Raw genomic sequence first — 24,282 nt, forward strand, 5'->3', positions numbered from 1 at the left:
ATGTGCCCGCGTGTCAAGGCATGGTATCATCTCGGCATGACACCTGCTACCCAACCAATTCGCGTCGCCATGCTGGCGCGCGTCGTCTACCCGCTGCACGGCTTTGGCGGTATTGAACGCCACGTCGGCCACTTGGTGACCCACCTCGCCCGCCTGGGCGTTGCAGGGATGCTCTATGTCCAGCCGACCCCCGATGGTCACGCGCCCACCCCCCAGGAGATCCCCGCGCTGGCCGATGGGTTGTGGCAGGTGCATCCGCTACGCTACGACTATACCTCGCCGCTCTTGCCGCCGAATGGTATCATCGGGCGCCAGATCAATTATCCCTGGTATACCTGGCAACTCGGTCTGCGCACTGCGGCGGCTGTGCGCCAGGGCATGTTCGATGTGGTGCATAGCCAGGGCTTGTGCGCCACCGGCTATGCCGCCATCCGCCAGCGTGACCCGCTGCTGCGTCGGGTGCCCTTCGTGGCCAACCCGCACGGTATGGAGGAGTTCCGCACCCCCGATTGGCGTAAGTGGTTGGCCTATGCGCCCTTCCGCGCCATGTATGCCTATGGCCACCGCGCTGCCGACCGCGCCATCGCCACTGATGCCTGCACCCAGGACGATCTGCCGCGCTATTTGCGGGTGGCTCCGCAGCAGGTGGCGGTGGTGCCTTCGGCAATTGATGTGGTCGAGTGTGAAGGGCTGGTGCAACCGGTCTTGCGGCGTGCGCTGCGCGAGCGTTTCGGCCTTGATCATGCCCAGCCGGTCTTCCTCAGTGTCGGGCGGCTGGAGCGCAACAAGGGCTTCCACATCCTGATTACGGCGCTGAGCCAGTTGCGCGATCTCCTCCCACTCCAGTGGCGCTGGCTCCTGGTGGGCCACGGCAAGGAGCGTCAGGCGTTAGAAGAAGCCGCCCGTAGCGCCGGGATCGCCGACCACGTTACCTTTGTCGGGCGTCTCGATGATGCCGAACTGCATAGTCTGTATGAAGAGGTGGATCTGGTGATCCATCCCACCCTCTACGAAGGCAGTTCCCTCGTCACCTTAGAGGCCATGATCCACCGCAAACCGATCATCGCCAGCGGCATCGGTGGCATCCCCGACAAGGTCTTCACCGGGCGCAACGGCTTTCTGGTGCCCCCCGGTGATGTTGCCGCCCTCAGCGCGGCCATCCGCAATGCCCTGCATGCGTGTGCGCAGTGGCCCATCTGGGGCGAAGAGAGTGCCCGCATCGTGCGTACCACCTTCGATTGGCCGATTGTTGCTCGTCAGACGCTCGATCTCTACCATACATTATTGGGTTAGCCTCAAAAATTATTTTTACTCACCTAAATCTTGCTGCAACATTGCGAATCATTTCGGCGTCCATACAATGATGGAATGAAGATACGTTTGGGCTCTCACCCCCGGCCCCTCTTCCGCAGGCGGGAGAGGGGAGACGAGCGCGCAATGTGATGCGACAAACAGGCTTAAGCATGAATTTTCTGTCCGCCCTTAAACACACGCGGGAGAGGGGTGATTCCGCAGCGCGATGCGTTCGATGCCCCCTCTCCCACGCAGTGGGAGAGGGGGCTAGGGGGGGAGGGCCGATGCACAACGGTCACGCTGATTTGACCCTTCTGAAACATTGTCTAACGTGTATGGTCTCTTTTCTACAAAAAGGCATGACCTATGTTCACCATGCCAAATACCCGCCTCTGGATCGTTCCGTTGGCCAGCCTCTTACTGAGTGGCTGTGCTGGTTTTGGTGCTGCCGAACCGACTCCCACACCGCTGGTGGATCTGGAACCAGAGACGCCTCAGGTGCTCGCCGATGGGCGGGTGTTGCCGTTTACAAGTACCGAGTTGCGCTTCCTCGCCCCCGGCCTTGTCGGTGAGATCCTCGTCCACGAGGGGGATACGGTCGCCGTCGGGGATCCGCTGGCACGTCTGGATAGCGCCGAGCTTCAGTTGGGGGTGGAACAGGCCCAGGCCAGTTTGACCCACGCCCAGGCGCTCTATGCCCAGTTGGCTACCGGTGCCTCGCCGGATGTTGTGGCAGCGGCTGAGGCGGCCTTGGCCCAGGCGCAAGCTACCGCACGCCAGGTTGCGGGCAGTGTCACCCAGAGTGATCTGGCGGCGGCGCGGGCGAGTCTCGCTCAGGCACAGGCCGAATTGAACCAGCTCCTCGCTGGCCCCAAGAACGAGGCGGTGACGCAGGCGCAAGCGGCGCTCGCTCAGGCGCAGGCCGATCTCCAGACCCAGCGCGATGCGCTCTCGGCGGCCAAGGGTCAGGCTGAATTGCAACTGACACAGGCGGCCAATCAGTTGCGCGATGCCCAAGATGCCTATAGCAACATCTACTGGCAGAACCGCGAGGCTGAACGTGATGACCCCGATCTTCCCCAGAGCCAGCGCGATGCCGAAGAGGCGGCGCTGCGTGCGGTGCAGAGTGCCGAGGCGCAATTGGCTCAGGCGCAGTTGGCTGTGGAGCAGGCCCAGCAGGCTGAACAGAGCGGTGTGGCGAGTGCTCAATCACGGGTGGCGCAGGCTCAGGCCAGCCTCGATCTGCTCCTCACCGGCGCTGATGCTGATCAGATTGCCGGTGCGCGGGCGCGGGTGGCAGCGGCGCAGGCCAATTTGGCGCACCTGACCGGTGAGGCGCGGGGTGGTGAATTGAGCGCCGCTCAGGCGGTCATTCAGCAGGCCCAGGCTAATCTCAACCAGACTCAGGCTGGTCCGCGTGAGGTGGATCTGGCCGTCGCGGCGGCGCAGGTGCAACTCGCCGAGGTTGCGGTGCAGCAGGCGCAATTGGCGCTGGATCGTGCTACCCTCAAGGCACCCTTTGCTGGAACGGTGGTGGCGATCAATCTGAAGTTGGGTGAGGTGACACCGAGTGAACCCGCCATCATCCTGGCTGATACCAGTGTCTGGAAGATTGAGACTAGCGACCTCACCGAATTGGATATTGTCAATGTTGTTGTCGGTGCGCCGGTGACGCTCAGCTTTGATGCAATTCCCGATCTGACCCTGGAGGGTACGGTGACGGAGATTAAGAGTCTCGCTAGTAGCTACCAGGGCGATGTGATCTATACCGTGGTGATTAAACCGACTACCTGGGATGCGCGGCTGCGCTGGAATATGACCGCCACCGTGGCGATTGGGTACTAGCATTGACGCAAAGACGCCAAGGCGCAAAGCCTTCAATAACGCATCACAACCTTTGCGTCTTTGCGCCTTGGCGTCAAAAAAAGGCTCTGCTCAGATTTGAGTTTTTGCATCCGAAGGCGGCCCCCCTATGCTCAGCCTCAAGAATCTCTGGCGACGCAAACTACGCACCATCCTCACGACCCTCGGCATTGCTGTGGGAGTCGCGGCGGTGGTCATTCTCTCGGCCTTCGGCAATGGTATGGCCGATGGCTTCGGGACGAGTAGCGCCTCCTCCGATGCCGATCTGCTGGTCAGCCAGAAGGACGCGATCATGGTCATGATCGGCACGATTGATGAGCAGGTGGGGATCGAAATTCGTCAGATGCGCGGCGTCGCCGAGGTGGCTGGGACGGCGGTGGGGATGGTGCCGGTGGCCGATTCGCCCTACTTCCTGGTGGCGGGTGAAGATCCGCGTAGCTTTGCGATCAAACGCTATAAATTGATCGCTGGTCGTCAGGTGCTCAGCAAGCGCGAGGTGATGTTGGGTCGCCAGAGCGCCGAGAATATGCAGAAGACGATTGGCGATAAGTTCCGCATCAACGAGATGAGCTACCGGGTGGTGGGTATCTATGAGACCGGGTTGAGTATTGAAGATAATGGCGCGGTGATTCACCTAGAAGATGCCCAGCGCACCTTCGATAAGCGCCGTCAGGTCAGTTACTTCAAACTGAAACTGGATAACCCCGCCATGCGCGAGCCGGTGCGCGAGGCGATTCTGGCACGCTGGGATGCGCTGGGCGTAACGCGCTCTGGTGAGGCCAACGCGCAGGATCAGATGCTCGATATGTACCGTGCCATGGGCTGGGTGCTGGGGCTGTTTGCAATTCTCGTGGGTGGCCTGGGCATGATGAATGCAATGCTCATGAGCGTCTTTGAGCGTACCCGCGAGATTGGCGTGCTGCGGGCATTGGGCTGGCGGCGCCGCCGGGTGGTACGCATGATCCTGGGCGAATCGTTGGCCCAATCGCTCGTCGGCGGGGTGCTAGGGCTGCTACTTGGCGCGGCCCTGATTGGCTTAGCCGGTCAATCCACCGCACTGGCGGGGCTGCTCACCCAGGGCATGCAGGCCGATATGGCGTTGCAGGCATTTGTGATCGCCCTCGTCCTCGGTATGGTTGGCGGCGGCTACCCGGCATGGCGCGCTGCCCGCCTCGCACCCTTGGAGGCCATGCGCGCCGAAAGTGGCGCAGCGGTGCGGCTCGGCCCCATCACCCGCCTGCTCAACCGGGTGGTGCGCATCAATGCCGTGCGCAACCTGCTGCGCCGCCCCGCCCGCACTTTCATGAGCGTGCTCGGTCTGGGCTTGGGGGTTGGCTTTGTGATCGCCCTAAGTGGGATTGTTGAGGGTTCCAAGGCGATGATCACCAACCTGCTCAGTGCTGGCCAGGCCGATATTATTGTCGAGCAGGCCAATGCCTCCGACGCGATGTTCTCCTCGATTGATGAGCGCACCGTCTCCCAACTGCGCCTCGATCCAGCCGTGAAGAGCCTCTCCAGCCTTGTTTTTGGCACCACGACGGTGCCGGGCTTGCCCTTCTTCATCGTCTATGGCCTCGATCCGCGTGAGGAGTACGCCAAACACTATGCGGTGCAGGCGGGGCGCCCGCTGCAACGCCCCGGCGAGATGATCCTGGGCCGCATGGCCGCCAATAGCCTTGACAAAGGGATCGGTGATGACCTGCGCCTGAGTGGCACCAACTTCGAGATTGTCGGTATCTATGAGACCGGCGCGGCCTTTGAGGATGCCGGGGCGGTCATTCCGCTGCGCGATGCCCAACGCATCTTCGGCAAACAGCGCCAGGTCTCGTTTGTTGGTATCGTGCTGCACGACAGCAGCCAAGCCGAGGTTGTGGCGCAGCGCTTAGAGGCGCGTTACCCAGAACTGATGGTCAGCCCGACCGCCGATCTGACCGAGCGTATGCAGGATTTTGCCACCACCACCGCCATGATGAACGGGCTGATCGGGATGATGGTTCTGGTCGGTGGCATCGTCATGATGAACGTGATGATGATGAGCGTCTTTGAACGCACCCAGGAGATCGGGGTGTTGCGGGCGCTAGGCTGGGGGCGGCGGCGCATTCTGTCCACCGTGATCGGTGAGGCGCTGGCGCTGTGTGCAGTGAGTAGCCTCGCCGGGGCGGGGATCGGGGTCACGCTGAACTGGCTGATTGGCTTCGCGCCTAGTTATGGCGATATGCTGGAACCGCAGTATACACTGGCGACCTTCATCCTGGGGGCTGGGATGGCCTTTGGTTTGGGGATCGTGGGCAGCCTGGTACCCGCACTGCGCGCAGTACGGCTCAGCCCCTTGGAGGCATTGCGCTATGAGTAACCCGATTGTCCTCGAAACCCGCAACCTCACCCGTGTCTTTGGCGAACGGGTGCCCGTGCATGCCCTCAAAGGTGTCGATCTCCAGGTCGCCGCCGGGGAGATCCTAGCCATCATCGGCCCATCGGGATCGGGCAAATCAACCCTACTCAACCTGATCGGTGCGCTCGATACACCCACGTCGGGCGAGGTGATCATTGATGGCACACCGCTGGCGCAGGTGCGCAACCTTGATCGCTTTCGCGGCAAGACCATCGGCTTCGTCTTTCAGAGCCATAACCTACTGCCCACCCTCACCGCCGCCGAGAATGTGGAGGTGCCGATGTACGAGCAGCCCATGCGTGGGCGGGCACGGCGGGCACGGGCGTTGGAGTTGTTAGCGCTGGTTGGCCTGGGCAACCGCGCCGACCACCTGCCCAGCCAGATGTCGGGTGGTGAACGCCAGCGCGTGGCGATTGCGCGGGCATTGGCCAACGAACCGGCTATCGTCCTGGCCGATGAACCCACCGGCAACCTCGATACGGCCAATACCGCCGAGATTATGGCGCTCTTCAGTCGCTTGAATCAGGAGCGCGGCCTGACCCTGGTACTCGTCACCCACAACACCGAGGTCGCCGCCGCCGCCCAGCGCGTGATCACCATCCGCGACGGGGTGATCCAGCGCGATGTGACGATGGGCAGCGAGATCGAACGCGAATTGTTGCTCTTCAAGAGTTCGGTGTTGGGCCAAGCCATCCTGCGCGGCGACAACCTACCCGCCGCGCTTGCCGCTGCCGCTCCGGCCATCCGAACCATGTTAGAGCCGTAGAGACGCAACAGCTTGCGTCTCTACGGCTCTACCGGTTCATCACGACGCAAAGATGCGATAATTCAAATTCGGAAACGGCCCATCCAACTCCTCAAGCTGATCGAGCAAGAAGAAGTCAGTCGGGCTCATCTGAGGTTGGCGGGCAATCTCGATCAGCCGCTCGAAGCGCCCCAGGTAGATCTGCCAGCGCTCGCGTTGCTCCCCGGCCACCCCGGTAGCGACCAGCGCCTCAGGCCAATCGCTGGTCTGCGCCAACATCAGTTCGCGCGCGGCCTGATTAAGTACCCGCTCCTGATCCTCTTCCGCACTCGGAAACTCACTCGCAATCGCCACCATCATCGCTTCAGCGTGGTGGATGGCACGCCAATATTCATCGGTGGTGGCTGTCTGCCAGTTGGCGTTGCAGGTTTCGGCCCACGAACCTGCCTGGAGGTTCGATTGTTGCCGGGTAGTCTGGGTGCGCAGGTATGCTGCGGGCGTGGTCAGGTGCAGCGCCGGATGGGTGGCACACAGCATCAACACCGCCTGAAGCCAGGTGGTACCCTCGAACCAGGTTTGCCCAATCATGGCCACATCAAGCAGCACCAGCGCGAGATCATCAGGGGCACGGCGTTCATGTTCAGCCAGTAACAACTGAACAAAGTGGGTCGCGTGCTCCTGAGCGCGCCGCAGAGCGTGGTAGGGATCGTAGGGTTGCGGGCTACGCAGGCCAATTGCCGCATAGCCCCCCGGCTCATCGGGGCTACGGTAGAGCGGATCACCCACATAGCCCAGTTCGGGCGTCCAGATATGCTGAGCGAGGCTCTCATCGGGGGCAAGCGCCGCCAGTCGGTACTTGAGCAGATTGATCGGGCGCTGTTCGGTTTCGCTGGGCATACAACTCGGATCAACCACCATGTAGTTGATGCCCACATCACTGATCACCTGCTCGATTCCCGGACGCCAGCCCCCACCCGGCAACCAGATCCCATCGGGTCGCCCCAGCGTGCGTGAGGTATGCAGGATGCCCTGTTCAATTTGCGCCCGCACCGACTCTTCGCGCCCCAACAAGGGTAAATAGGCATGGGTGGCAGGCACAGCCAGCGGTTCCACCATTTGTGCGCTCACCAGATCGCGCAGGCGCTGTATCAAGTTGCGATTGTAGCGGCTGGTGAAGGTCTGTAACTTCTGGCGCCCCCACTCCAGGTAGAAGCGTGCGAGGTAGCTACTGTGGGCATCATTTTCGCTCTCAAAGCGGTGTAATTCCTCGCTACGCCGTTCGAGGCGTTCTTCCATCCAGAGGATAAAGTGCTTCTGAAGTACCGGATCGGCCAGTTGCTCGATCAACAGGGGCGAACATGCCAGTGCCACCTGCGGCTTGAGGCCACTGCGCTGGAAGTCACTCAGCAGATCAATCAGCGGAATCAAGCCCTGGGCGATCATCTCGTGCAGTGGCTCCTCCCCACTCGGTTGGCGACCGGCGCGGCGGAGGTAGGGGGCATGGGCGATGATCAGGAAGGAGATGTACATGGTTGATGCATTGTAGGGGCGAAGCATCGCCCTCCAATAGAGTCCGTGTTTCCCATGCCACTTGCTGGGCGATGCTTCGCCCCTACACGGTAGGTGTAGGCACGAGCGTCTCGGTGGGCGGCACGAGCGTCTCGGTGGGCGGCACGAGCGTCTCGGTGGGCGGCACGAGCGTCTCGGTGGGCGGCACGAGCGTCTCGGTGGGCGGCACGAGCGTCTCGGTGGGCGGCACCTCGGTGAAGAAGACCGGTGGTGGCGGTACCGGCGTGGGGCTGGGTGGCTCTGGCGTTAACGTGGGGCTGGGCGTGACGGTCGGTACCGCCGTGGGGCTTGGTGTCGGTGTTGACGTTGGTGAACCCAGCGGGATCGCAATTGTCGGGCTTGGAACACTACTGGTTACGGTGGGCATGGGCGGGCTACCACCGGCAAAACGCTGGGCGACAAAAAAGAGAAGCAGCAACGTGATCACAACCAAGACACCACCAATGATCAACACCGGCAGTGCACTCGCACTCTGCACGGGCGCATGGTCAGGCAGTGGGCGCGGAACTGGGGCCGGACGCGGCTCCGGGGCTAGGCGCGGTTCCGGGGCCGGGCGCGGCTCCGGGGCTAGGCGCGGCTCCGGGGCTAGGCGCGGTTCCGGGGCCGGGCGCACCACCTGGGGCGCAGCTTGCGGAAGGGTCTGCTCGGTGGCCACGCCAGCATCAACCAGCGCCGCGAGTTGCTCGCGGGCTGCGATGGGGGTGCCGTAGCGTTGCGCCACCTCACGTAGTGCATCAACCATCGCGCTGCCATTGGGGTAACGGCCCTGGGGCCGTTTGGCTAGGGCACGCGCCAACACCAGATCCAACTCACTGGGCAGATGCGCGACCACACTGGTAGGTGGCGGCGGTGGAAGTTGGGCGTGCGAGACGATCAACTGGGGGGTTGCGCCCGAAAAGGGCACCCGCCCGGTAATGATCTCGTAGGCCACCACCCCTAAGGAATAGAGATCACTCTGGCCATCAACCCGGCGTGCCTCGGCCTGTTCGGGCGAGATATACTCCGGGGTACCCATAAAGACCCCCGTGCGCGTCAGGCGTTCGTTATCCGCATCGGGGGTTTGGGCAATCCCAAAATCAGCCAGCACCACCCGCCCCTGCGTATCCACCATAATGTTATGTGGCTTCACATCGCGGTGGACAGCACCCTGCGAGTGGGCAAAATCGAGCGCCCGCGCAATCGGGTCGAGCAAACTGATCGCATAACCAAGCCCCAGCGCCGATTGCTCGGTGAGGATGCTATGCAGGCTCCGCCCAGTGATCAACTCCATCGCAATGAAGTACAGACCCTGCACTTCACCCACATCATAGATCGTGATGATATTGGGATGGCGTAGCGCAGCGGCGGTGCGCGCCTCACGCTCAAAGCGGCGCACAAACTCGGCATCCATACTCAATTGCGCCGCCAGCACCTTGATCGCCACCGGACGTTGGAGTAGCGTATCCAGCGCACGGTAGACCCGGGCCATCCCACCACGGCCCAACTCAGCTTGGATCTCGTAGCGGCCTAGCCGTTCGCCGAGCAAGTTCCTCAAGGATGCGCTCCTGATTGTTTGTTCTTCGGCGTTGGGGTTAGGGCGGCGTAGAGACGCAAGATATTGCGTCTCTACGCCGCCGCCATCACAACGTAACGACGCAAGATATTGCGTCTCTACGCCGCCGCCATCACAACGTAACGACGCAAGATATTGCGTCTCTACGCCGCCGCCATCACAACGAATTGATCAACTCTTCCGCTGCCGAATAGGGATCGCCCTGGCGAGCCGCAATCTTCGCTACCAACGCATCCCAGGCCGCACCACGCAGGCGCTCAACCACCAGTTCTTGCACGGCGGCGCGCAACTCACCCTCAGCCGCCGTGCGGGCGTGAGCATCGGCGAAGCCCGCACCACGCAGATGTTCGGCGTGGCGGTCAGCATCGGCGATAATCTCCGGGATACCCTGGCCATTACTAGCGACCGAGGCCAACACCGGGGGTTCCCAACCATCCTCCGGCGGACCACCCAGGTGTAACATCGAACGCAACTGGCGCAAGGTTTTGTCGGCACCTTCGCGGTCAGCCTTATTGACCACAAAGATGTCGGCGATTTCGAGCACCCCGGCCTTGATGCTCTGTACATCATCGCCCATGCCAGGGACTTCCACCACGATGGTTGTCTGCGCAGTGCGGGCAATATCCACCTCACCCTGGCCGGCACCGACCGTCTCGATCAGTACCACATCAAAACCTGCCGCATCAATCAGCGCAATCGCATCGGCGGTAGCCCGCGAGAGACCACCTAAGCGGCCCCGGCTGCCCATGCTGCGAATGAAGACCCCCGCATCGCCGCCGAGTGGCTGCATACGGATGCGATCTCCCAAGACAGCTCCGCCACTAAAGGGCGAGGTCGGATCAACCGCCACAATCCCCACCGTGCGCTTCTGGCGGCGCAGTTCAAGCGCCAGCGCATTCACCAACGTACTCTTCCCGGCACCGGGAGGCCCGGTAATTCCAATCGTATGGGCACGACCCGCATGCGGGTAGGCTCCGGCCAGCAGATCGCGGGCGCGGGAGCCTCCCTGTTCAGCCAACGAGATGGCACGGGCTAACGCCCGACGATCACCTTGGAGCAGACGTGGAAGAAGATCAGGGATGTGCATATTAGTCGCGGGCCACCCCGGCATTGGCGCGGATATAGGCGACAATATCGTTGGTGTTAGTTCCGGGGCCAAAGACCTGGGCAATCCCATGCACGTTCTTCAGTGTTGCCGCATCATCATCAGAGATGATCCCGCCGGCCACCACGAGCACATCATCCATCTGCTGTTCGCGTAACAACTGCGACACCTTGGGCAGCAGGGTCATATGTGCACCTGAGAGGATAGAGAGGCCAATGACATCAACATCCTCTTGGAGTGCTGCCTCAACGATCATCTGCGGAGTCTGCTGGAGGCCAGTGTAGATCACCTCCATACCGGCATCGCGCAGAGCGCGGGCGATCACCTTAGCACCACGGTCATGCCCATCAAGGCCGGGCTTAGCAACGAGGACGCGAATTGTTCGATCCATATGCGCAGTCTCCTCTGAGTGCAGCGTTGTGATGGGGTGATTATACCATGTTGGCTTAGGGTAGCAGGCGAGGCTCTGGTATAATCGCAGGGCTAGATCAAGATCATCACTAAGGGAGGCTGTTGGTGCGCACGTTGATGTATGGCATCCTCTATATCTCCATCCACTTCTTTCGCCTGATTGGTTGGTGGCGCTGGCGGGTTGAGGGATGGGAGAACCTTCCACCCAGAGAGTCGGGTGGGATGGTGATGGCGATGAATCATGTGAATGGCCTCGACATTCCGGCGATTGGGGCGATGCTGCCCTTCTCGTACCGTCTTTCGTGGCTAGGCAAGGCCGAGATCTTTGAGCAACCGATTCCAGCGTGGTTTTACCGTACCATGCATGTCATTCCGATCAACCGTGGGCGCCGCGACATGGCTGCGCTCAATACCGCGATTGATGCGCTGCGTGCCGGGGATACGTTGCTGGTCTTCCCAGAGGGCCATCGTAGCCAGAATGGGGTACTTCAAGAGGGCCGTAGTGGGGCGGTGCGCATGGCGATCCAGGCCGGGGTGCCGATTGTGCCGATTGCAATTATGGGCACCGAACATGGCCTGAAGGGTACCTGCCTACGCCGCCCGGTGCTGGTGCGTATCGGCAAACCACTCTTCATCCCTCCCAGCGAGACTGGCAAGTACCCCGCCGATGTCATGGAGCGCCATACTACCGCAATGATGCGCCAGATAGCGGCGCTCTTGCCCCCGGAACAGCGCGGGCCGTATCGGTAGAGACGTAACATCTTGCGTCTCCAGAGACGCAACATCTTGCGTCTCCAGAGACGCAACACCTCGCGTCTCCAGAGACGCAACATCTTGCGTCTCCAGAGACGTAACACCTCGCGTCTCCAGAGACGCAACACCTCGCGTCTCCAGAGACGTAACACCTCGCGTCTCCAGAGACGCAACACCTCGCGTCTCCAGAGACGCAACATCTTGCGTCTCCAGAGACGTAACACCTCGCGTCTCCAGAGACGCAACATCTTGCGTCTCTATCCTATCCTATCGCGGTTGGAGGAACACAACTCCCTCGGCATCACGCTCGACCACCCATCCCTCCACCGCTTGGTCACTGATCCGCCACCAGACCAGACCATCCACTTGGCGTGGTCCTTCGAGGATCTGAATCTGGCTGCCCTGGGGAATACGGCCCACTATTTGGGTATCTGTCGCAAGGCTCGGTTTATCACGTACCCGCAGGGTTGAGCCATTCAGGTTGATCACCTCAGCGCGCCCGCCCACCCGTAGCGTTGGTGTGGGCGTCGGGATGATCGTGGGGATGTCCGTGGGCGTGGGCGTTGCGGCATCCTCTAGTGTGCTGATCGGGCTGGGGAGGTTACTCGGTTGTTCAGCTACCGGCGACGCGGGGCGTAACCAGGAGATGAGCAGAATCAGCAGCAGCAGCGTGACCGCCCCCCCGACAAACGAGACGAGCGGCAATAACCACCTTGGACGCGACGCCAGAAGCCCACCGCGCAGTTGGCGGCGGGCCGTGTCGTAGCCTTTGCGGTAGTAGTAGTAGTGTTGGTAGTAGAAGGTGTTTAGATCATCGTGCTCGGCATCACTGGCTCCGAGCGCGTACATCTCGTTGTTACTGGGCATTAGGAGATAATCAGATCAGCTCGCCCGATCTCGCGTAGCATCTCTGGATAGATTGCATAGACTGGTTCGACGGCGGGAAGGAGCTTGAGAATCTTAGGAATCGGCCCCTTAGCGATGATCTGACCTCGGGTGAGTGCCATCATCAGATTCACCTTGCCATGCCAGAACTGGTGCGCCACATCGGCCTTCATTTTCATTTCGACATGCGGTTTGAGGTTGGGAGTTTCGCCCCAATCCACATCGTAGAAGGCGTTGTCTTGCGTGGGCGGCGCGGACGCATTGATCGTCACTACCCCGTATGGCTCGGTATAGCGAAATTGTACAATGATTTTACCATCGCGGATGCGTGGGGCGATTTTGGCATCTACTTTGACTCGATCATAGAGCATCCCAATGATTGAGCGAAGTTCGGCTTCATCTTTGAAGTAGGGCATCAAGTTCTCCCTTCGTGCCGGTTGGAATATGGCGAATTATACGGTTACTCACACGGTTGCGTCAATATCAGGTACCAAAACATCCCGCACGTTCGCGTAGCCCCGCCAGCCATGCTGCCCCTTCCATTGGGCGCTTTCCGGCGGGTTGCACTTCACGCAGTTCTACCACCCCATCTCCGGTTGCCACCAGTGGGCAGCGCTGCCCACTCTGGCCGATCAATTGCCCCGGCGTGGCTCCTGCTTTTGCACCATCCACCACGCTTGCACGTAGCAGCCGTAGCCCCTGACCACGCCAAGTTGTCTGCGCACCCGGCCACGGATCGTAGGCGCGGATCATTCGCTCGATCTGGATCGCCGTGTGCTGCCAATCTACCAGGCCATCCTCCTTCTTCAACATCCGGGTCAGACTGGCCCGCGCATGCGCCTGGGTTTGTGGTACGATCTGACCGGCTGCATAGGCCGTGAGCACCTCGACCAGTAGCCGTGCCCCCAGGATGAAGAGTTGATCGGTGAGTGGGCCAGCGTAGGCATCTGGGGCTAGTTCGACCACCACTTGACGTAAGATTGGACCACTATCCATCCCGCGATCCAGTCGCATGATCGTCACCCCGGTCTGTTGTTCTCCCGCCAGGATCGCCCCCGATACCGGGGTTGGCCCGCGATGTAGCGGCAACAGCGAGGGGTGAATGTTCAAGTAGCCTAGCGGCGGAATCTCTAGTACGTTAGAGCGCAAAATCTCGCCATATGCCGCCACCACCCCCACATCAGGCTGAAGGGCGGCTAACGCCGCCACCACCGCAGGATCACGCAACGTCGGCGGCTGGAGGATCGCCAAACCCAAGCGTTGCGCCGCTACCTTCACCGGCAGTGGGGTGAGTTGGCGCTGCCGCCCCGCTGGGCGATCTGGCTGCGTCACCACTCCGACCACCTCATGCCCCGCCGCTACTAGTGCTTCTAGCGGATGCACCGCAAAGGCGGGGCTGCCCATAAATACAATACGCATTGCCCACAACTCCTCTATAGCATGATAATGATTGTGTCGGGTAACCGTTCACACTTCTCCTAGCATCCAGGTTTTGATGCAAAGACGCCAAGGCGCAATGTCTATAACAAAACCTTCGCGGCTTCGCGGCTTCGCGTGAACTTTTACCCCAAGTGTGAACAATTACTGTGTAGGGTCTTATTGCATCTCAACAAACCACTATAGTATAATCGCAGAACACGTAGCGCTCGGCATGCTGCGCACAAACCCACAACGGAGAAGAACCAATCATGCAGGCCCTCATTTTTGATGGAACCCTCAAACTGATCCAAAATTACCCCGCCCCCGAACTCCGCCCCGGTGAGGCGATCATTCGCCCCCATGTGACCGGGCTATGCAATACTGATATCGAGATTACCCGTGGCTATATGGGCTTTTGCGGGGTGCTTGGCCATGAGTTTGTTGGGACGGTCGTTGCCTGCCATGATCAGTCATGGATCGGACGCCGGGTGGTGGGTGAGATCAATGCCTCATGCACGACCTGCCCTACGTGTCTGCGCGGCGACCCTACCCATTGCCCGAATCGTACTACCTTGGGGATTGATCGCCGTGATGGAGTGATGGCGGAACTCTTCTCGTTGCCAATTCACTGTCTGCACAGCGTTCCTTCTACTGTCCCCGATGAAGCGGCTGTCTTTGCCGAACCTCTCGCCGCTGCATTGGAGATAGTTGAACAGAGCCATATTCGCCCGACTGAGCGGGTGGCGGTTGTCGGCGATGGTAAATTGGGCGCAATGATTGTTCAGGTGCTACGCCTTACTGGTTGTGATCTGACCTTGGTGGGCCGCCATCCTGAGCGCTGGTCACTCTATACTGAGCAGGGTATTACCTGTCGTCATAGTCAGGATATAACGGCTACCGATAGATTTGATGTCGTGGTAGACTGCACAGGCAATCCGAAGGGCTTGGCCACGGCGCGCCAGTTGCTCCGCCCACGGGGTCGCTTAATTCTAAAGAGTACCTTCGAGGCCGCCTCGCAGATCAATCTAACCATGCTGGTGATTGACGAAATCCAACTGATTGGCTCACGCTGCGGCCCATTTGCCCCCGCACTGCGCCTGCTTGAGCGTGGCCTAATCGCCACCGCTCCTCTGATCAGTGCTGAATATCCGCTTCGCGACGGCCTGCAAGCCTTTGCCGCCGCCCACGGCCAGATGAAGGTGCTATTTCGCCATCCTGAGTAGGATGCTACGCCAATGAATACTTCAGCGTATCATTTTTAGGTGACACCTTCTGACTGGTCAGTATACTCTATGGATTCTAGCGACATCCCGGCTGCGAATCAGACCATCCTGATCGCTGATGATGACGATTCGATTCGTCAGGTGTTGATGATCCTGCTGCGTAGTATTGGCTACCGTATCGAGTTGGTCGGTAATGGTAGCGATCTGATCCAACGCGCTCAGGTCGTCATGCCCCACCTGATTCTTATTGATGTGATGATGCCGGATATGGATGGCTATGAGGCGTTGCGTCAGTTGCGCAACGATACGCGAACAGCACATATTCCGGCGATTATGCTGACGGCACGCGGTGAACCAAAGGATTTGGTTCACGGCTTTGATAGTGGTGCCGATGATTATGTGATCAAGCCCTTTAATACTGCGGAGTTGATCGCCCGTGTGCGGGGCCAACTGCGTCGTGCCACCCGTAAGCCGGTACGTAGCCCGCTGACGGGGTTAGCTGGTAATGTGCTCATTGCTGAGGAATTGCGCTTCCGTCTGCGTCGCGAAGAGCCGTTTGTTCTGCTCTATGCGGATCTGAATAACTTTAAGCCGTTTAACGATATCTATGGCTTTGCGCGTGGGGATCGCGTTATACGTCTCGCCGCTGAGAGTATTGTTACTTGTGTTACCCGAATTGGTGAACATGATTTTGTTGGCCATATCGGTGGTGATGATTTCGCCGTCATTACTATCCCAGAGCGGATCAGTTCAATATGCCGCTCGATCTTGACCGACTTTGCTACCCAGGTACGCGATCTCTACGATCCGGATGATCTCGAACGCGGCTACCTTGAAGGGGTGGATCGCCACGGGATCTATCGTCAATTCCCGATTACCACATTCTCTATCGGTGGCGTCACGAATCGTTACGAGCAGTTTGCTGGCCCAGATGAACTTGGCCAACGTGCTGCCGAGATGAAAGGACAGGCCAAGAGTCTGCCGTATGGCTACTATGTGGTTGATGGGGATGTCTTTCATGCGTTTGAGCCGTAGCGACGGCATGGGCAACGTCCTTGGGCGGCACAGTCCTCCCCGAAGATCTTTAGTTGGTATTGTTTGGGGCGCAGCCAGGGCATGTGCAAAGTCACCTCCGGTGGGGGTGCGGGGCGCAGCCCCAAGGATTTTGCTCTCTGTCTAAAATCGCTTACAATAAGCTGTCTGGATCACGCCTGGCCAAGCCTACGAGGAGCCATTTATGGATCCGCAGCTGCTCCTACCCTTCCTCGTCGCTCTCACCCTCTTTCTGTTCGCTACTGCGCTCTTCTTCTTTGTGCGCTGGCTCCGCGAGAAGAAAGGGCACACTGATCAGCCCCGTCGGCGCTTGTCGCTGCGCTGGGTCGTGCTCATTGCGCTCCCTGTACTCTTGATCGCAGTTGGCGCTTGGTTTTTCTTGAACCAACAACGTAGTATTGATCGCTTTGTGGTGTTGATTGCACCCTTTGATGATGGAGGGGATGGCCAGACCGGGCGCAATGTCGCGGTTGAGTTGGCGCAACAGGTGATCCAGCAGGTTGATGCTCGGATCGAGGTGCGGTTGATTGACCAGCGTCCTACCGATGATCTACACGCAGTGGCCTTGGCCAATGCGGCTCAGAGTGATCTGCTGATCTGGGGCCAGGTTGAACCCGGCGCATTGCTCGATAGTCAGTCGTTGCAGCCTAATCTGGTCTATACGCCCAATGGTGCCTATGCGCCTAATGGCTGGGAGAGCTATCAGGGCCGCTTTGCGCTGCCCCAACGCGCCATCCTGACGAGCGAGCCGATTAATGGTCAAGCGGTTCTTCCTGGCTTTGTGGCGGCGCTCTTTGACTATAGTCAGGGCTATCCGGATCGCGCCGCAGCGACGATTGACCGGCTGATGAATGATTATCCGGCGCTGCGCACGCCACTGCCCCAAGCCTTGTTGGGTAATGTGCTCTGGGCGCGTGGGAGCTATGGTCCGGCATCTGATGCCTACCGCCTTGCCTTGAGTCTGCCTTCGCCGGAGCAGGCACTGTTGGCCAATAATCTGGGTGCAATTCTGCTGGATGCCGGTGATCCCGGTGTGCTCAATGCGTTTGCCGATGCGGTGCGCTTGCTTGATGGCCAGGATCTCGGTGCATTGCGCTATAACTTGGGGATGCTCGCGCTTCAGGATCAGCGACCGAGTGACGCGGCGGTTGAGTTGGAACAGGCGCGTAATCTTTTGCCTACCAATGCCACATTGCTGATCTCGCTCGCCAATGCCTACCGCGAGAGTGGTCGCCTGGGTAGCGCTGAGGATCTGCTGGTGGCCGCCGAACGTCAGATCAAACTTGATGTGCGTGAGGTGCCCCAACTCTATCGAGTGATGCTTGAACAACGCCTGCGTGCGGCGATCAATGAAGAACGCGCAATGCTTGGCCTCGCTCGCAGTGTGGCGGCCCAGGGGCCGTTGATGTGGGAGTTGGAAGTTGCGCTCGCTCTGCCCGAAGCTGATGTCGAGAGCCAGTACAATCAGTTGCGGAGTGCGATTGAGTCCAGTGACTATGTCGCGGCGCGTTGGAACCAGCGTTCAGCCTCGGATAGCGCCACCGATCTGAGTGCTGGTCAGGTCGCGACCGGGCAGGCTGAACGTGCCGAGAGTGATGCGCGCCGTCAGCGCTACCATTTGGCGCTGCTGGCGATTGAGTTGGCGCGTACCCGTGCCGATAAGCCTACTGGTGGTCTCGGCGCACTCTTTGGCCGCACCAACCATACCGATGAGGGCTTGCGTTTGCTGGAGACCCTCGATCAGCGTACCCCCAACCGTCCGCCTATTCTGCTGGCCAAAGCGCGGGCCTATCGCGTGGCCGATAACCTGAATGATGCGGATCGCCTCTATGATCAGGTGCTGCAACTCATCCCGCAACGCCCGGAGGGCTATTTTGGTAAGGCGATGATTGCCAATGATCGTGGTGATGTAAATACGGCGTTAGCCCTGTTGCACATGGCCATCGAACGCGATGCGGCCTTCTTCCCGGCGCGGATCGAGTTGGCGCGGATTGCTCAGCAACGCGGCGATCTAAATGAAGCCATCAGCCAGTGGCGCAGCGTGAGTTCCCAGCGCCCCGGTCCGGCTGCGGCTATTCCGCTGGCGCAGGCGTTGCGTCTGAGCGGGCCGAGTGGCTATGTTGAAGCTGAACAGGTGCTCTTGCCACTCAGTGTGACCAGCCCGGCGGCGGCGATTGAGCTTGGTCGCCTCTATAACGATGCTGGCCGACCTGAGGCATCTATTCAGGCGTACCGCGATGCACTGCGGATTGATCCTAAGAGTAGTGTGGCGGCCTTTGAATTGGGCGAGCGACTCGCAGCGCTCGGCGATCTCAAGGCGGCGGAACAATCTCTGCGTGATGCCCTGCGCTTTGATGATCGTAATATCGCTGCCCGTTTGGCGTTGGCGCGCCTCTATGAGGGGCCACTGGCGCAACCCGACCGCGCTGATAAGGAGTATGGGATCGCCCTTGATCAGGGGGTTGATGACCTCAATACGCTCATCCTGATTGGTGATACCGCACTGAAGAATCAGAACCCTAACCAAGCGATCAATGCCTATAGTAGAGCCGTGCGCCTCGAACCCGATAACGCCTTGCCGCATCTCAAGTTGGCCACTGCGTACCTCACTACCAATCGGCTCCAGTCGGCAGAAGATTCGGCCACGAACGTGCTTATTCGTACTGATCCACCAGCGGATCTGCTGGCGGTGGATCTGCGCGCCCAAGCATTGGTGCTGTTGGGAGATGTGGCGTTGCGTAAACCGGATCTGAGCCTCGCCCGTCAACACTATACTGAAGCCTTGCAGATCAACCCGCAGATGCTCAGTGCCCAACTCGGTATCGGGCGGGTCGCGGTTGGTGAGGGCCAGTGGGGGGTGGCACTCGGCTACTTCGAGACCTCCGCCAATCTCCCAGGAGGTGCTCAAGATGCCGACGTGCAGTTCTGGTTGGCCGAGGGGCTGTTGCGCATCGGGGCGCTGGATCGCGCCATGAACGCCTACCAACGTGCGCTGGAGATTCGTCCGACCTTCCCCGAAGCGCTCTTGGGTCTCGCCCAACTCCAGTATGCCCAGGGCGATCCTGCTGCCGCGCTCCTCACCGTTGATCAGAGTCTTACTCAGCGTGCCGATTATGCCGAGGCTCTGCTCTTTAAGGGTAAACTGCTCCAAGAGTATGGCCGAACTGATCAGGCACTGGCTGCCTATGATGCCTCGATCCGTGCGAGTAGCCAGATTTCTGAGACCTATTACCGACGCTCGCTGCTGCTCATCAGTGCTGAGAAGTATGATAAAGCCATCAGCGATCTGCGGCGTGCGGTCATGCTGCAATCCAATTTTCCTGAAGCCCACTACTGGATGGGGCGCGCCTACTATGCACGTACCCAGATCGAACAGGCCCATACGGCCTTCAAGCAGGCCGTTGATCTCAATCCGAACTATACCGAAGCGCTCTATTACCTCGGCCTCGCTGCGGAAGACTTGGGACACCGTGATGAGGCCATTGGCGTCTACCAAACGGTCATCTTGGCTGATGGCGCTGGTGAATGGGCCACCCGTGCCCGCGATCAACTCAACCGTATCGAATAGATTTGGGTCTATGAAGACGTTTCTCCAGTATCGTATCGCCTTGCAAGTTTTTCAGTCGGGTCGGTTGCGCCGAGATTTTAGCGATCTGGCCGCCATTCCGATGTACGGGCCGGTGGGTGAGTTCTTCTTTGAAGAGATGTATGGTCCACGTGACTTTAGTCAACGCGATAATGATGCGCGCCGACTTCAGCACTTTCTCCATATTGTGCCGGGTGTCCATCTGCACGATATTGAGCAGATCCTGGAGTTGATTAGCCTTACGGCTGATCTCGATGATGATTTGACGCGCCGCTTGATTGCCCTCGGCGTCCCGATCACGTTTGATGAAGCAATCTATGAGCAAGTCTACCGTGAAGCAGATAACTATGATCTGCGGATGCACCAGTTGGAGTTGATCCGTAGTTGTCTGATGAATGTCTACCAACTTTCACGTTCACACCTATTGGGGATGGCGCTGGAAAGTTCGGGTCTCTTTGCGCGCCTCGCCGGGTTTGAGGCCGGACACACCTTCTTACTCAAGGGCTATCGGGCCTTGCGTGATGTCAACGAGATTGATCATTTTGCCGTGACAATCTATAGTCGGGAACTTATTCGTTTGGATCGAATCTATGAAAAAGAGAAGGTCTGATACCTAATTCTCTTTTTTGTTATTTTTTGGTGGCTTCGTCGCCAAAAAATAACAAAAAAGATCTTTGGGGGCAGTAAATTCGCACCCAAACCCCCACCGAACAATTCATTGTGTAAGGAGTTATTAAATGACGATCAAATATACCCGTTGGTTGCGTTCCTATGTTGGTCACCAGCGGATTATGCAGGTGCGCTCATGTGGGTTTGTGCAGAATGAGTGCGGCGACGTGTTACTCTGTCGCCGTGCCGATGTGATGCTCTGGGATCTACCGGGTGGGACGATCAGCCTTGATGAGACACCGGTGCAGGGCTTGGCCCGTGAGGTAGCGGAGGAGACTGGGCTGAGTCTGCAAGCCGAGCGCCTGATCGGGATCTATGCTGGCCCCGATTTCCATTGGAGCTACCCCAACGGCGATCAGGCCCAGATTATTGCGGTTCTCTTTGCGGCACGGATTGTTGGTGGTGAGTTGCGCCAATCAGGCCACGAGAATGTGAATATTGGTTTCTTTAGCCCCGATGCCTTCCCGCCTCTGATTGCCCGCACCAAACGGATGTTGGCCGATGCGCTTTCCGGGCGGGTTGAGGCGGCGTTTGATCGGTAGCGACGCAAGATATTGCGTCGCTACCGACGTACATACTCCATCGGGCCGGCTTGGCGAACTAACCCCTTTAGCTCTAGTACTGCGAGGGTGGCCGCGACTTCGCCCGCCTGCATCGCAACTGCTCGCCCAATCTCGTCAATCGGTTGGGGTTCGTAGGTGAGCAGATCGAGCACCTTGGCCTCAATGGGGTCGGTGGGGAGTTCGCTGCGCGCCTCTTGCTGAACGGCGGCTACCGTCAGGTTGAGGCTCTCTAGAATATCGGCGGCGCAAGTGGCGAGGCTGGCACCATCGCGGATGAGCCGGTGGGTGCCGATGCTTTGGCGTGAGAAGATGTGCCCAGGCACCGCAAAGACATCGCGGCCTTGCTCCAGCGCGAAGTCAACCGTGATCAGTGCCCCGCTGCGCTCACCGGCCTCGATGACGAGGGTGGCTAGGCTGAGGCCGCTGATCAGACGGTTACGCGCTGGGAAGTTCATCGCCACCGGGCGTGTGCCTAATGGGTAGTCGCTGATCAGTGCGCCATGTTTGACAATGCGCGCCGCGAGATCGCGGTTGCGCTCCGGGTAGGGCTGATCAACCCCACTCCCTAGCACCGCCAGCGTGCGCCCCTCCGCATCGAGCGTTGCCTGGTGCGCAATGCTGTCTACCCCCAGCGCTAAGCCACTCACCACTGTAATGCCATTCTGTGCTAGATCGTAGCTGAGGCGCTGCGCCACCTCGCGCCCATAACTGGTGGGTGAACGTGTCCCAACCACTGCCACTGTCCAGGTGTTGTGAAACTCGATGCTGCCGCGTACATAGATCAGCGGCGGCGCAGCCGGGATGTTGCGCAGCAGATGTGGGTATGCCGGGTCATCAATACTCAGCAGCGTGACCCCCGCCCGCTCCACGCGCTCCAGTTCATGATCGAGGTTGATTCGCTGACGACCAGCACACAGAGCTGCGCTGGTGCGCTTATCCAGCCCGGCCATGGCCATCGCTAGTTCGTCGGCAGACCAAGCCGCCTCAAGTGAACCACACTCCTCGATCAGGCGCGCCAGTCGTGCTGGCCCGACACCGGGGATGAGGTTGAAGCCGAGATAGTAACGGGTGTTGTTGGTTGGCATAGTGATGGTGTTGGGCGATATGATTCTGGCTCGTTCTTTATACCGTATCAACCTGTGTTGAGGTTACGCTGGACTATATCGTGTATCATACGATTAGCATGTAGTGAGTCTATGTGGCTTGGCTCAGGCAAGGTGATCGCTATGCCGCACTCTACACTTTAGCTAAGCCAGCGCAGATCCATGCGCATCCTTTCGGCAACTCTGGGGGAACTTTCGCAGGCGATTGGGGCGGCGTTCGTCGCCTTGGATCAACATCCATCATAGGTGGAGTGGTATGGCCGATCTTCTCAGTTCGCTGATCATCGCGGGTAAAACGCTCGCCAATCGCATTGTGATGGCCCCAACGCCGAGTGGTTTTGCGACGGCTGATGGCTTCGTGAGTGCAGACCTGCTTGCCTACTATGCCCGTCGCGCTCAGGGTGGTGTCGGGCTGATTCTTAGCGAACCATTGCTTGTGGCCCCACCACCGCTGAGCGAAGGTGTTGCCCATCTGGGGCTGTATGCTGATGCCTTTGTGCCCCGCTTGCACCAACTTGCCGTAGCGTTACACGCCCACCATACCCGGCTCTTCTTCAGTTTGGAGTGCTATACGCAGAGTGAGTCGCTGTCGAGTGCGGCCCTCATCTCCCTGCGAGAACAGTTCATTCTGGCCGCATGGCGCGCCTACTGTGCCGGGGCCGATGGGGTGCTGCTCTCATCAGCCGATGGTGGTATCTTGCACAATCTCATCTCCCCTAGTCGTAATCGCCGCAACGATGTGTATGGTGGCGACTTGGCTGGACGGATGCGTTTGGCCCTAGAGGTGATCGAAGCTATCCGCACCTGGATTGGCCCGCGCTTTATTGTGGGTTTCCGTCTGCCTGCCGAGGAGTTCTGCGCCGGGGGGATGGGCATGCAAGATGCGCGGGTGGTGGCCCGCCGGGTGATCGCGGCGGGGGTGCGGATGCTTGATGTGACGGTGGCGGCTGAGGATGCGCTTAACTTAGCGCGTTTCCCCGGTTGGGCCGTGCCACTGGTTAATGGTATCAAACGGGTGACTCCGGAGGTGCCGGTGATTGGTTTTGGGGTGCAGGGCGATCATTATGTTGCTGATAGTCTGATCCGCGATGGGAGTATTGATCTGGTTGCGCTGGATCATACGCTGCGCTATAACCCGGATTGGCCGCAGCAGGCCCAGGATCTGTTGGAGGGGTAGGCGCGCGTCACAACGTGCGCCTATAGAGAGGGAGTATCTTATGCGCTATGGCTTTGTGATGCCTTTCGGCGATGCACGCACCATTGCTCAGGCCGCGCTGGCGGCTGAAGAAGCCGGCTGGGATGGTATCTTTGTCTGGGAGCCGGTCTGGGGTGTAGATGCATGGGTTGCACTCGCAGCAGCAGCCATGGTGACGCAGCATATCCGGCTGGGTACGATGCTCTCGCCGATTGCGCGCATGCGCCCCTGGAAGTTGGCGAGTGAGACGGCAACGCTCGACAATCTCTCCGATGGGCGGGTGAACCTTGCGGTGGGCCTCGGTGCGCCGGATACAGGCTACGCCGCCTTCGGCGAGGTGATTGATCGTAAAGTGCGTGCCGAATTGACCGATGAGGGTCTGGCGATTCTGACCGGGCTTTGGGCTGGGCAGCCCTTCCGTTTCCAGGGCAAACATTACACGATTACTCCTAGCAACTTCAACCCTCCCCCACCGCCTATTCAGCAACCGCGCATCCCAATCTGGATCGTAGGTGTTTGGCCGAGTGAGAAGTCTATGCAACGGGTCTTGCGCTATGATGGTCTGTTGCCCTCGGTTCTGGGTCTTGACGGTAAGACTCGTCAAGCTACCCCGGAGGAACTGCGTGCGATGGTGGACTATGTGGCAGAGCAGCGTACCTTGCCGACCCATTTCGATATTGTGGTTGAAGGCCAAACAGTGGGCGATGATCAGGGTAGAGCGATTGAGCAGGTGGCCCCGTGGATCGAAGCCGGAGCCACGTGGTGGATCGAGACGCTGTGGGAGATACCCAACACTCCCGCCGGACTAGCAGCAGTACGCCAACGCATCGCCCAGGGGCCACCTACCTAGTAGGGGCGAAGCATCGCTCTCCATGTGACAGGGGAACCCGAACGAGGTTGGAG

The 24,282-nt window shown here is 59.5% G+C and carries 20 protein-coding genes; 12 read left to right on the forward strand and 8 right to left on the reverse strand.

The window, feature by feature from the left end; genetic code table 11:
• The first annotated feature begins 36 nt into the window (after positions 1–36).
• The 4 genes from EKD03_RS09375 (at position 37) to EKD03_RS09390 (ending at position 6,314) form a co-directional block, all read left to right on the forward strand.
• A complete protein-coding gene (locus tag EKD03_RS09375) occupies positions 37–1,293 on the forward strand; it encodes a glycosyltransferase family 4 protein (protein WP_238613463.1) in 1,257 nt (418 codons plus the stop codon).
• 366 nt (positions 1,294–1,659) lie between these two features.
• On the forward strand, positions 1,660–3,138 hold the full coding sequence (locus EKD03_RS09380) for an HlyD family secretion protein (protein ID WP_238613464.1): 1,479 nt from the start codon (positions 1,660–1,662) through the stop codon (positions 3,136–3,138).
• A 127-nt stretch (positions 3,139–3,265) separates the two neighbouring features.
• Positions 3,266–5,509, forward strand: coding sequence for an ABC transporter permease (locus tag EKD03_RS09385; protein ID WP_129629900.1), 2,244 nt, complete (start codon positions 3,266–3,268; stop codon positions 5,507–5,509).
• The gene (locus EKD03_RS09390) at positions 5,502–6,314 is read left to right on the forward strand and encodes an ABC transporter ATP-binding protein (RefSeq protein ID WP_129629902.1); all 813 of its coding nucleotides are present in this window, start codon (positions 5,502–5,504) and stop codon (positions 6,312–6,314) included. Before EKD03_RS09385 ends, EKD03_RS09390 begins: the two co-directional genes overlap by 8 nt.
• Before the next feature lie 39 nt (positions 6,315–6,353).
• Here the strand turns inward: EKD03_RS09390 and EKD03_RS09395 are convergent, their stop codons facing one another.
• The 4 genes from EKD03_RS09395 to EKD03_RS09410 all read right to left on the reverse strand — a co-directional run bounded on the left by EKD03_RS09395 (position 6,354) and on the right by EKD03_RS09410 (position 10,910).
• On the reverse strand, positions 6,354–7,850 hold the full coding sequence (locus tag EKD03_RS09395) for a 1,4-alpha-glucan branching protein domain-containing protein (RefSeq protein ID WP_129629904.1): 1,497 nt from the start codon (positions 7,848–7,850) through the stop codon (positions 6,354–6,356).
• A gap of 55 nt (positions 7,851–7,905) precedes the next feature.
• The gene (locus EKD03_RS09400; RefSeq protein WP_129629906.1) at positions 7,906–9,396 is read right to left on the reverse strand and encodes a serine/threonine-protein kinase; all 1,491 of its coding nucleotides are present in this window, start codon (positions 9,394–9,396) and stop codon (positions 7,906–7,908) included.
• Positions 9,397–9,571: 175 nt separating this feature from the next.
• Entirely contained in the window at positions 9,572–10,501 is a 930-nt protein-coding gene (gene meaB, locus EKD03_RS09405) for a methylmalonyl Co-A mutase-associated GTPase MeaB (RefSeq protein ID WP_129629908.1), read from the reverse strand.
• Between the two features lies 1 nt (position 10,502).
• Positions 10,503–10,910: a cobalamin B12-binding domain-containing protein gene (locus EKD03_RS09410; protein WP_129629909.1), complete on the reverse strand. Its 408-nt coding sequence runs from the start codon at positions 10,908–10,910 to the stop codon at positions 10,503–10,505.
• Between the two features lie 125 nt (positions 10,911–11,035).
• On the opposite strand from EKD03_RS09410, the gene EKD03_RS09415 reads away from it, so the two are divergent.
• Positions 11,036–11,680 carry a lysophospholipid acyltransferase family protein gene (locus EKD03_RS09415; protein WP_129629911.1) on the forward strand — a complete coding sequence of 215 codons (645 nt, stop codon included), beginning with the start codon at positions 11,036–11,038 and terminating at the stop codon, positions 11,678–11,680.
• 270 nt (positions 11,681–11,950) lie between these two features.
• On the opposite strand, the gene EKD03_RS09420 is transcribed toward EKD03_RS09415, so the two are convergent.
• From EKD03_RS09420 to fmt, 3 genes are all read right to left on the reverse strand, one after another.
• On the reverse strand, positions 11,951–12,550 hold the full coding sequence (locus EKD03_RS09420) for an SH3 domain-containing protein (RefSeq protein ID WP_129629913.1): 600 nt from the start codon (positions 12,548–12,550) through the stop codon (positions 11,951–11,953).
• A complete protein-coding gene (locus tag EKD03_RS09425) occupies positions 12,550–12,984 on the reverse strand; it encodes a hypothetical protein (protein ID WP_129629915.1) in 435 nt (144 codons plus the stop codon). The genes EKD03_RS09420 and EKD03_RS09425 overlap by 1 nt, the downstream gene beginning before the upstream one ends.
• A gap of 67 nt (positions 12,985–13,051) precedes the next feature.
• Positions 13,052–13,987, reverse strand: a complete 936-nt coding sequence (gene fmt / locus EKD03_RS09430) for a methionyl-tRNA formyltransferase (RefSeq protein ID WP_129629917.1) — start codon at positions 13,985–13,987, stop codon at positions 13,052–13,054.
• 269 nt (positions 13,988–14,256) lie between these two features.
• Between fmt and EKD03_RS09435 the strand changes: the two genes are divergently transcribed.
• The 5 genes from EKD03_RS09435 (at position 14,257) to EKD03_RS09455 (ending at position 21,060) form a co-directional block, all read left to right on the forward strand.
• Positions 14,257–15,210: an MDR/zinc-dependent alcohol dehydrogenase-like family protein gene (locus tag EKD03_RS09435; RefSeq protein WP_129629919.1), complete on the forward strand. Its 954-nt coding sequence runs from the start codon at positions 14,257–14,259 to the stop codon at positions 15,208–15,210.
• 69 nt (positions 15,211–15,279) lie between these two features.
• Positions 15,280–16,245, forward strand: a complete 966-nt coding sequence (locus EKD03_RS09440) for a GGDEF domain-containing response regulator (RefSeq protein WP_129629921.1) — start codon at positions 15,280–15,282, stop codon at positions 16,243–16,245.
• Between the two features lie 202 nt (positions 16,246–16,447).
• Complete coding sequence (locus tag EKD03_RS09445) at positions 16,448–19,831, forward strand: tetratricopeptide repeat protein (protein ID WP_129629923.1); 3,384 nt, start codon at positions 16,448–16,450, stop codon at positions 19,829–19,831.
• Between the two features lie 10 nt (positions 19,832–19,841).
• A complete protein-coding gene (locus tag EKD03_RS09450; RefSeq protein WP_129629924.1) occupies positions 19,842–20,459 on the forward strand; it encodes an FFLEELY motif protein in 618 nt (205 codons plus the stop codon).
• Positions 20,460–20,586: 127 nt separating this feature from the next.
• Complete coding sequence (locus tag EKD03_RS09455) at positions 20,587–21,060, forward strand: NUDIX domain-containing protein (RefSeq protein ID WP_129629932.1); 474 nt, start codon at positions 20,587–20,589, stop codon at positions 21,058–21,060.
• A 20-nt stretch (positions 21,061–21,080) separates the two neighbouring features.
• On the opposite strand, the gene dprA is transcribed toward EKD03_RS09455, so the two are convergent.
• On the reverse strand, positions 21,081–22,166 hold the full coding sequence (gene dprA / locus EKD03_RS09460; RefSeq protein ID WP_129629934.1) for a DNA-processing protein DprA: 1,086 nt from the start codon (positions 22,164–22,166) through the stop codon (positions 21,081–21,083).
• Between the two features lie 274 nt (positions 22,167–22,440).
• On the opposite strand from dprA, the gene EKD03_RS09465 reads away from it, so the two are divergent.
• The gene (locus tag EKD03_RS09465) at positions 22,441–23,361 is read left to right on the forward strand and encodes an oxidoreductase (protein ID WP_129629936.1); all 921 of its coding nucleotides are present in this window, start codon (positions 22,441–22,443) and stop codon (positions 23,359–23,361) included.
• 40 nt (positions 23,362–23,401) lie between these two features.
• Entirely contained in the window at positions 23,402–24,229 is an 828-nt protein-coding gene (locus EKD03_RS09470; RefSeq protein ID WP_129629938.1) for an LLM class flavin-dependent oxidoreductase, read from the forward strand.
• Positions 24,230–24,282: the final 53 nt, after the last annotated feature.

Source organism: Candidatus Oscillochloris fontis (assembly GCF_004138135.1).
Taxonomy (GTDB): Bacteria; Chloroflexota; Chloroflexia; order Chloroflexales; family Chloroflexaceae; genus Oscillochloris; species Oscillochloris fontis.

What these genes read in the sequence shown, in the direction of transcription:
- EKD03_RS09375 (WP_238613463.1), top strand. Translation starts at nt 37, where the DNA reads ATGACACCTGCTACCCAACCAATTCGCGTCGCCATGCTGGCGCGCGTC.
- EKD03_RS09380 (WP_238613464.1), top strand. Translation starts at nt 1,660, where the DNA reads ATGTTCACCATGCCAAATACCCGCCTCTGGATCGTTCCGTTGGCCAGC.
- EKD03_RS09385 (WP_129629900.1), top strand. Translation starts at nt 3,266, where the DNA reads ATGCTCAGCCTCAAGAATCTCTGGCGACGCAAACTACGCACCATCCTC.
- EKD03_RS09390 (WP_129629902.1), top strand. Translation starts at nt 5,502, where the DNA reads ATGAGTAACCCGATTGTCCTCGAAACCCGCAACCTCACCCGTGTCTTT.
- EKD03_RS09395 (WP_129629904.1), bottom strand. Translation starts at nt 7,850, where the DNA reads ATGCTTCGCCCCTACAATGCATCAACCATGTACATCTCCTTCCTGATC.
- meaB (WP_129629908.1), bottom strand. Translation starts at nt 10,501, where the DNA reads ATGCACATCCCTGATCTTCTTCCACGTCTGCTCCAAGGTGATCGTCGG.
- EKD03_RS09410 (WP_129629909.1), bottom strand. Translation starts at nt 10,910, where the DNA reads ATGGATCGAACAATTCGCGTCCTCGTTGCTAAGCCCGGCCTTGATGGG.
- EKD03_RS09420 (WP_129629913.1), bottom strand. Translation starts at nt 12,550, where the DNA reads ATGCCCAGTAACAACGAGATGTACGCGCTCGGAGCCAGTGATGCCGAG.
- EKD03_RS09425 (WP_129629915.1), bottom strand. Translation starts at nt 12,984, where the DNA reads ATGCCCTACTTCAAAGATGAAGCCGAACTTCGCTCAATCATTGGGATG.
- fmt (WP_129629917.1), bottom strand. Translation starts at nt 13,987, where the DNA reads ATGCGTATTGTATTTATGGGCAGCCCCGCCTTTGCGGTGCATCCGCTA.
- EKD03_RS09435 (WP_129629919.1), top strand. Translation starts at nt 14,257, where the DNA reads ATGCAGGCCCTCATTTTTGATGGAACCCTCAAACTGATCCAAAATTAC.
- EKD03_RS09440 (WP_129629921.1), top strand. Translation starts at nt 15,280, where the DNA reads ATGGATTCTAGCGACATCCCGGCTGCGAATCAGACCATCCTGATCGCT.
- EKD03_RS09445 (WP_129629923.1), top strand. Translation starts at nt 16,448, where the DNA reads ATGGATCCGCAGCTGCTCCTACCCTTCCTCGTCGCTCTCACCCTCTTT.
- EKD03_RS09450 (WP_129629924.1), top strand. Translation starts at nt 19,842, where the DNA reads ATGAAGACGTTTCTCCAGTATCGTATCGCCTTGCAAGTTTTTCAGTCG.
- EKD03_RS09455 (WP_129629932.1), top strand. Translation starts at nt 20,587, where the DNA reads ATGACGATCAAATATACCCGTTGGTTGCGTTCCTATGTTGGTCACCAG.
- dprA (WP_129629934.1), bottom strand. Translation starts at nt 22,166, where the DNA reads ATGCCAACCAACAACACCCGTTACTATCTCGGCTTCAACCTCATCCCC.
- EKD03_RS09465 (WP_129629936.1), top strand. Translation starts at nt 22,441, where the DNA reads ATGGCCGATCTTCTCAGTTCGCTGATCATCGCGGGTAAAACGCTCGCC.
- EKD03_RS09470 (WP_129629938.1), top strand. Translation starts at nt 23,402, where the DNA reads ATGCGCTATGGCTTTGTGATGCCTTTCGGCGATGCACGCACCATTGCT.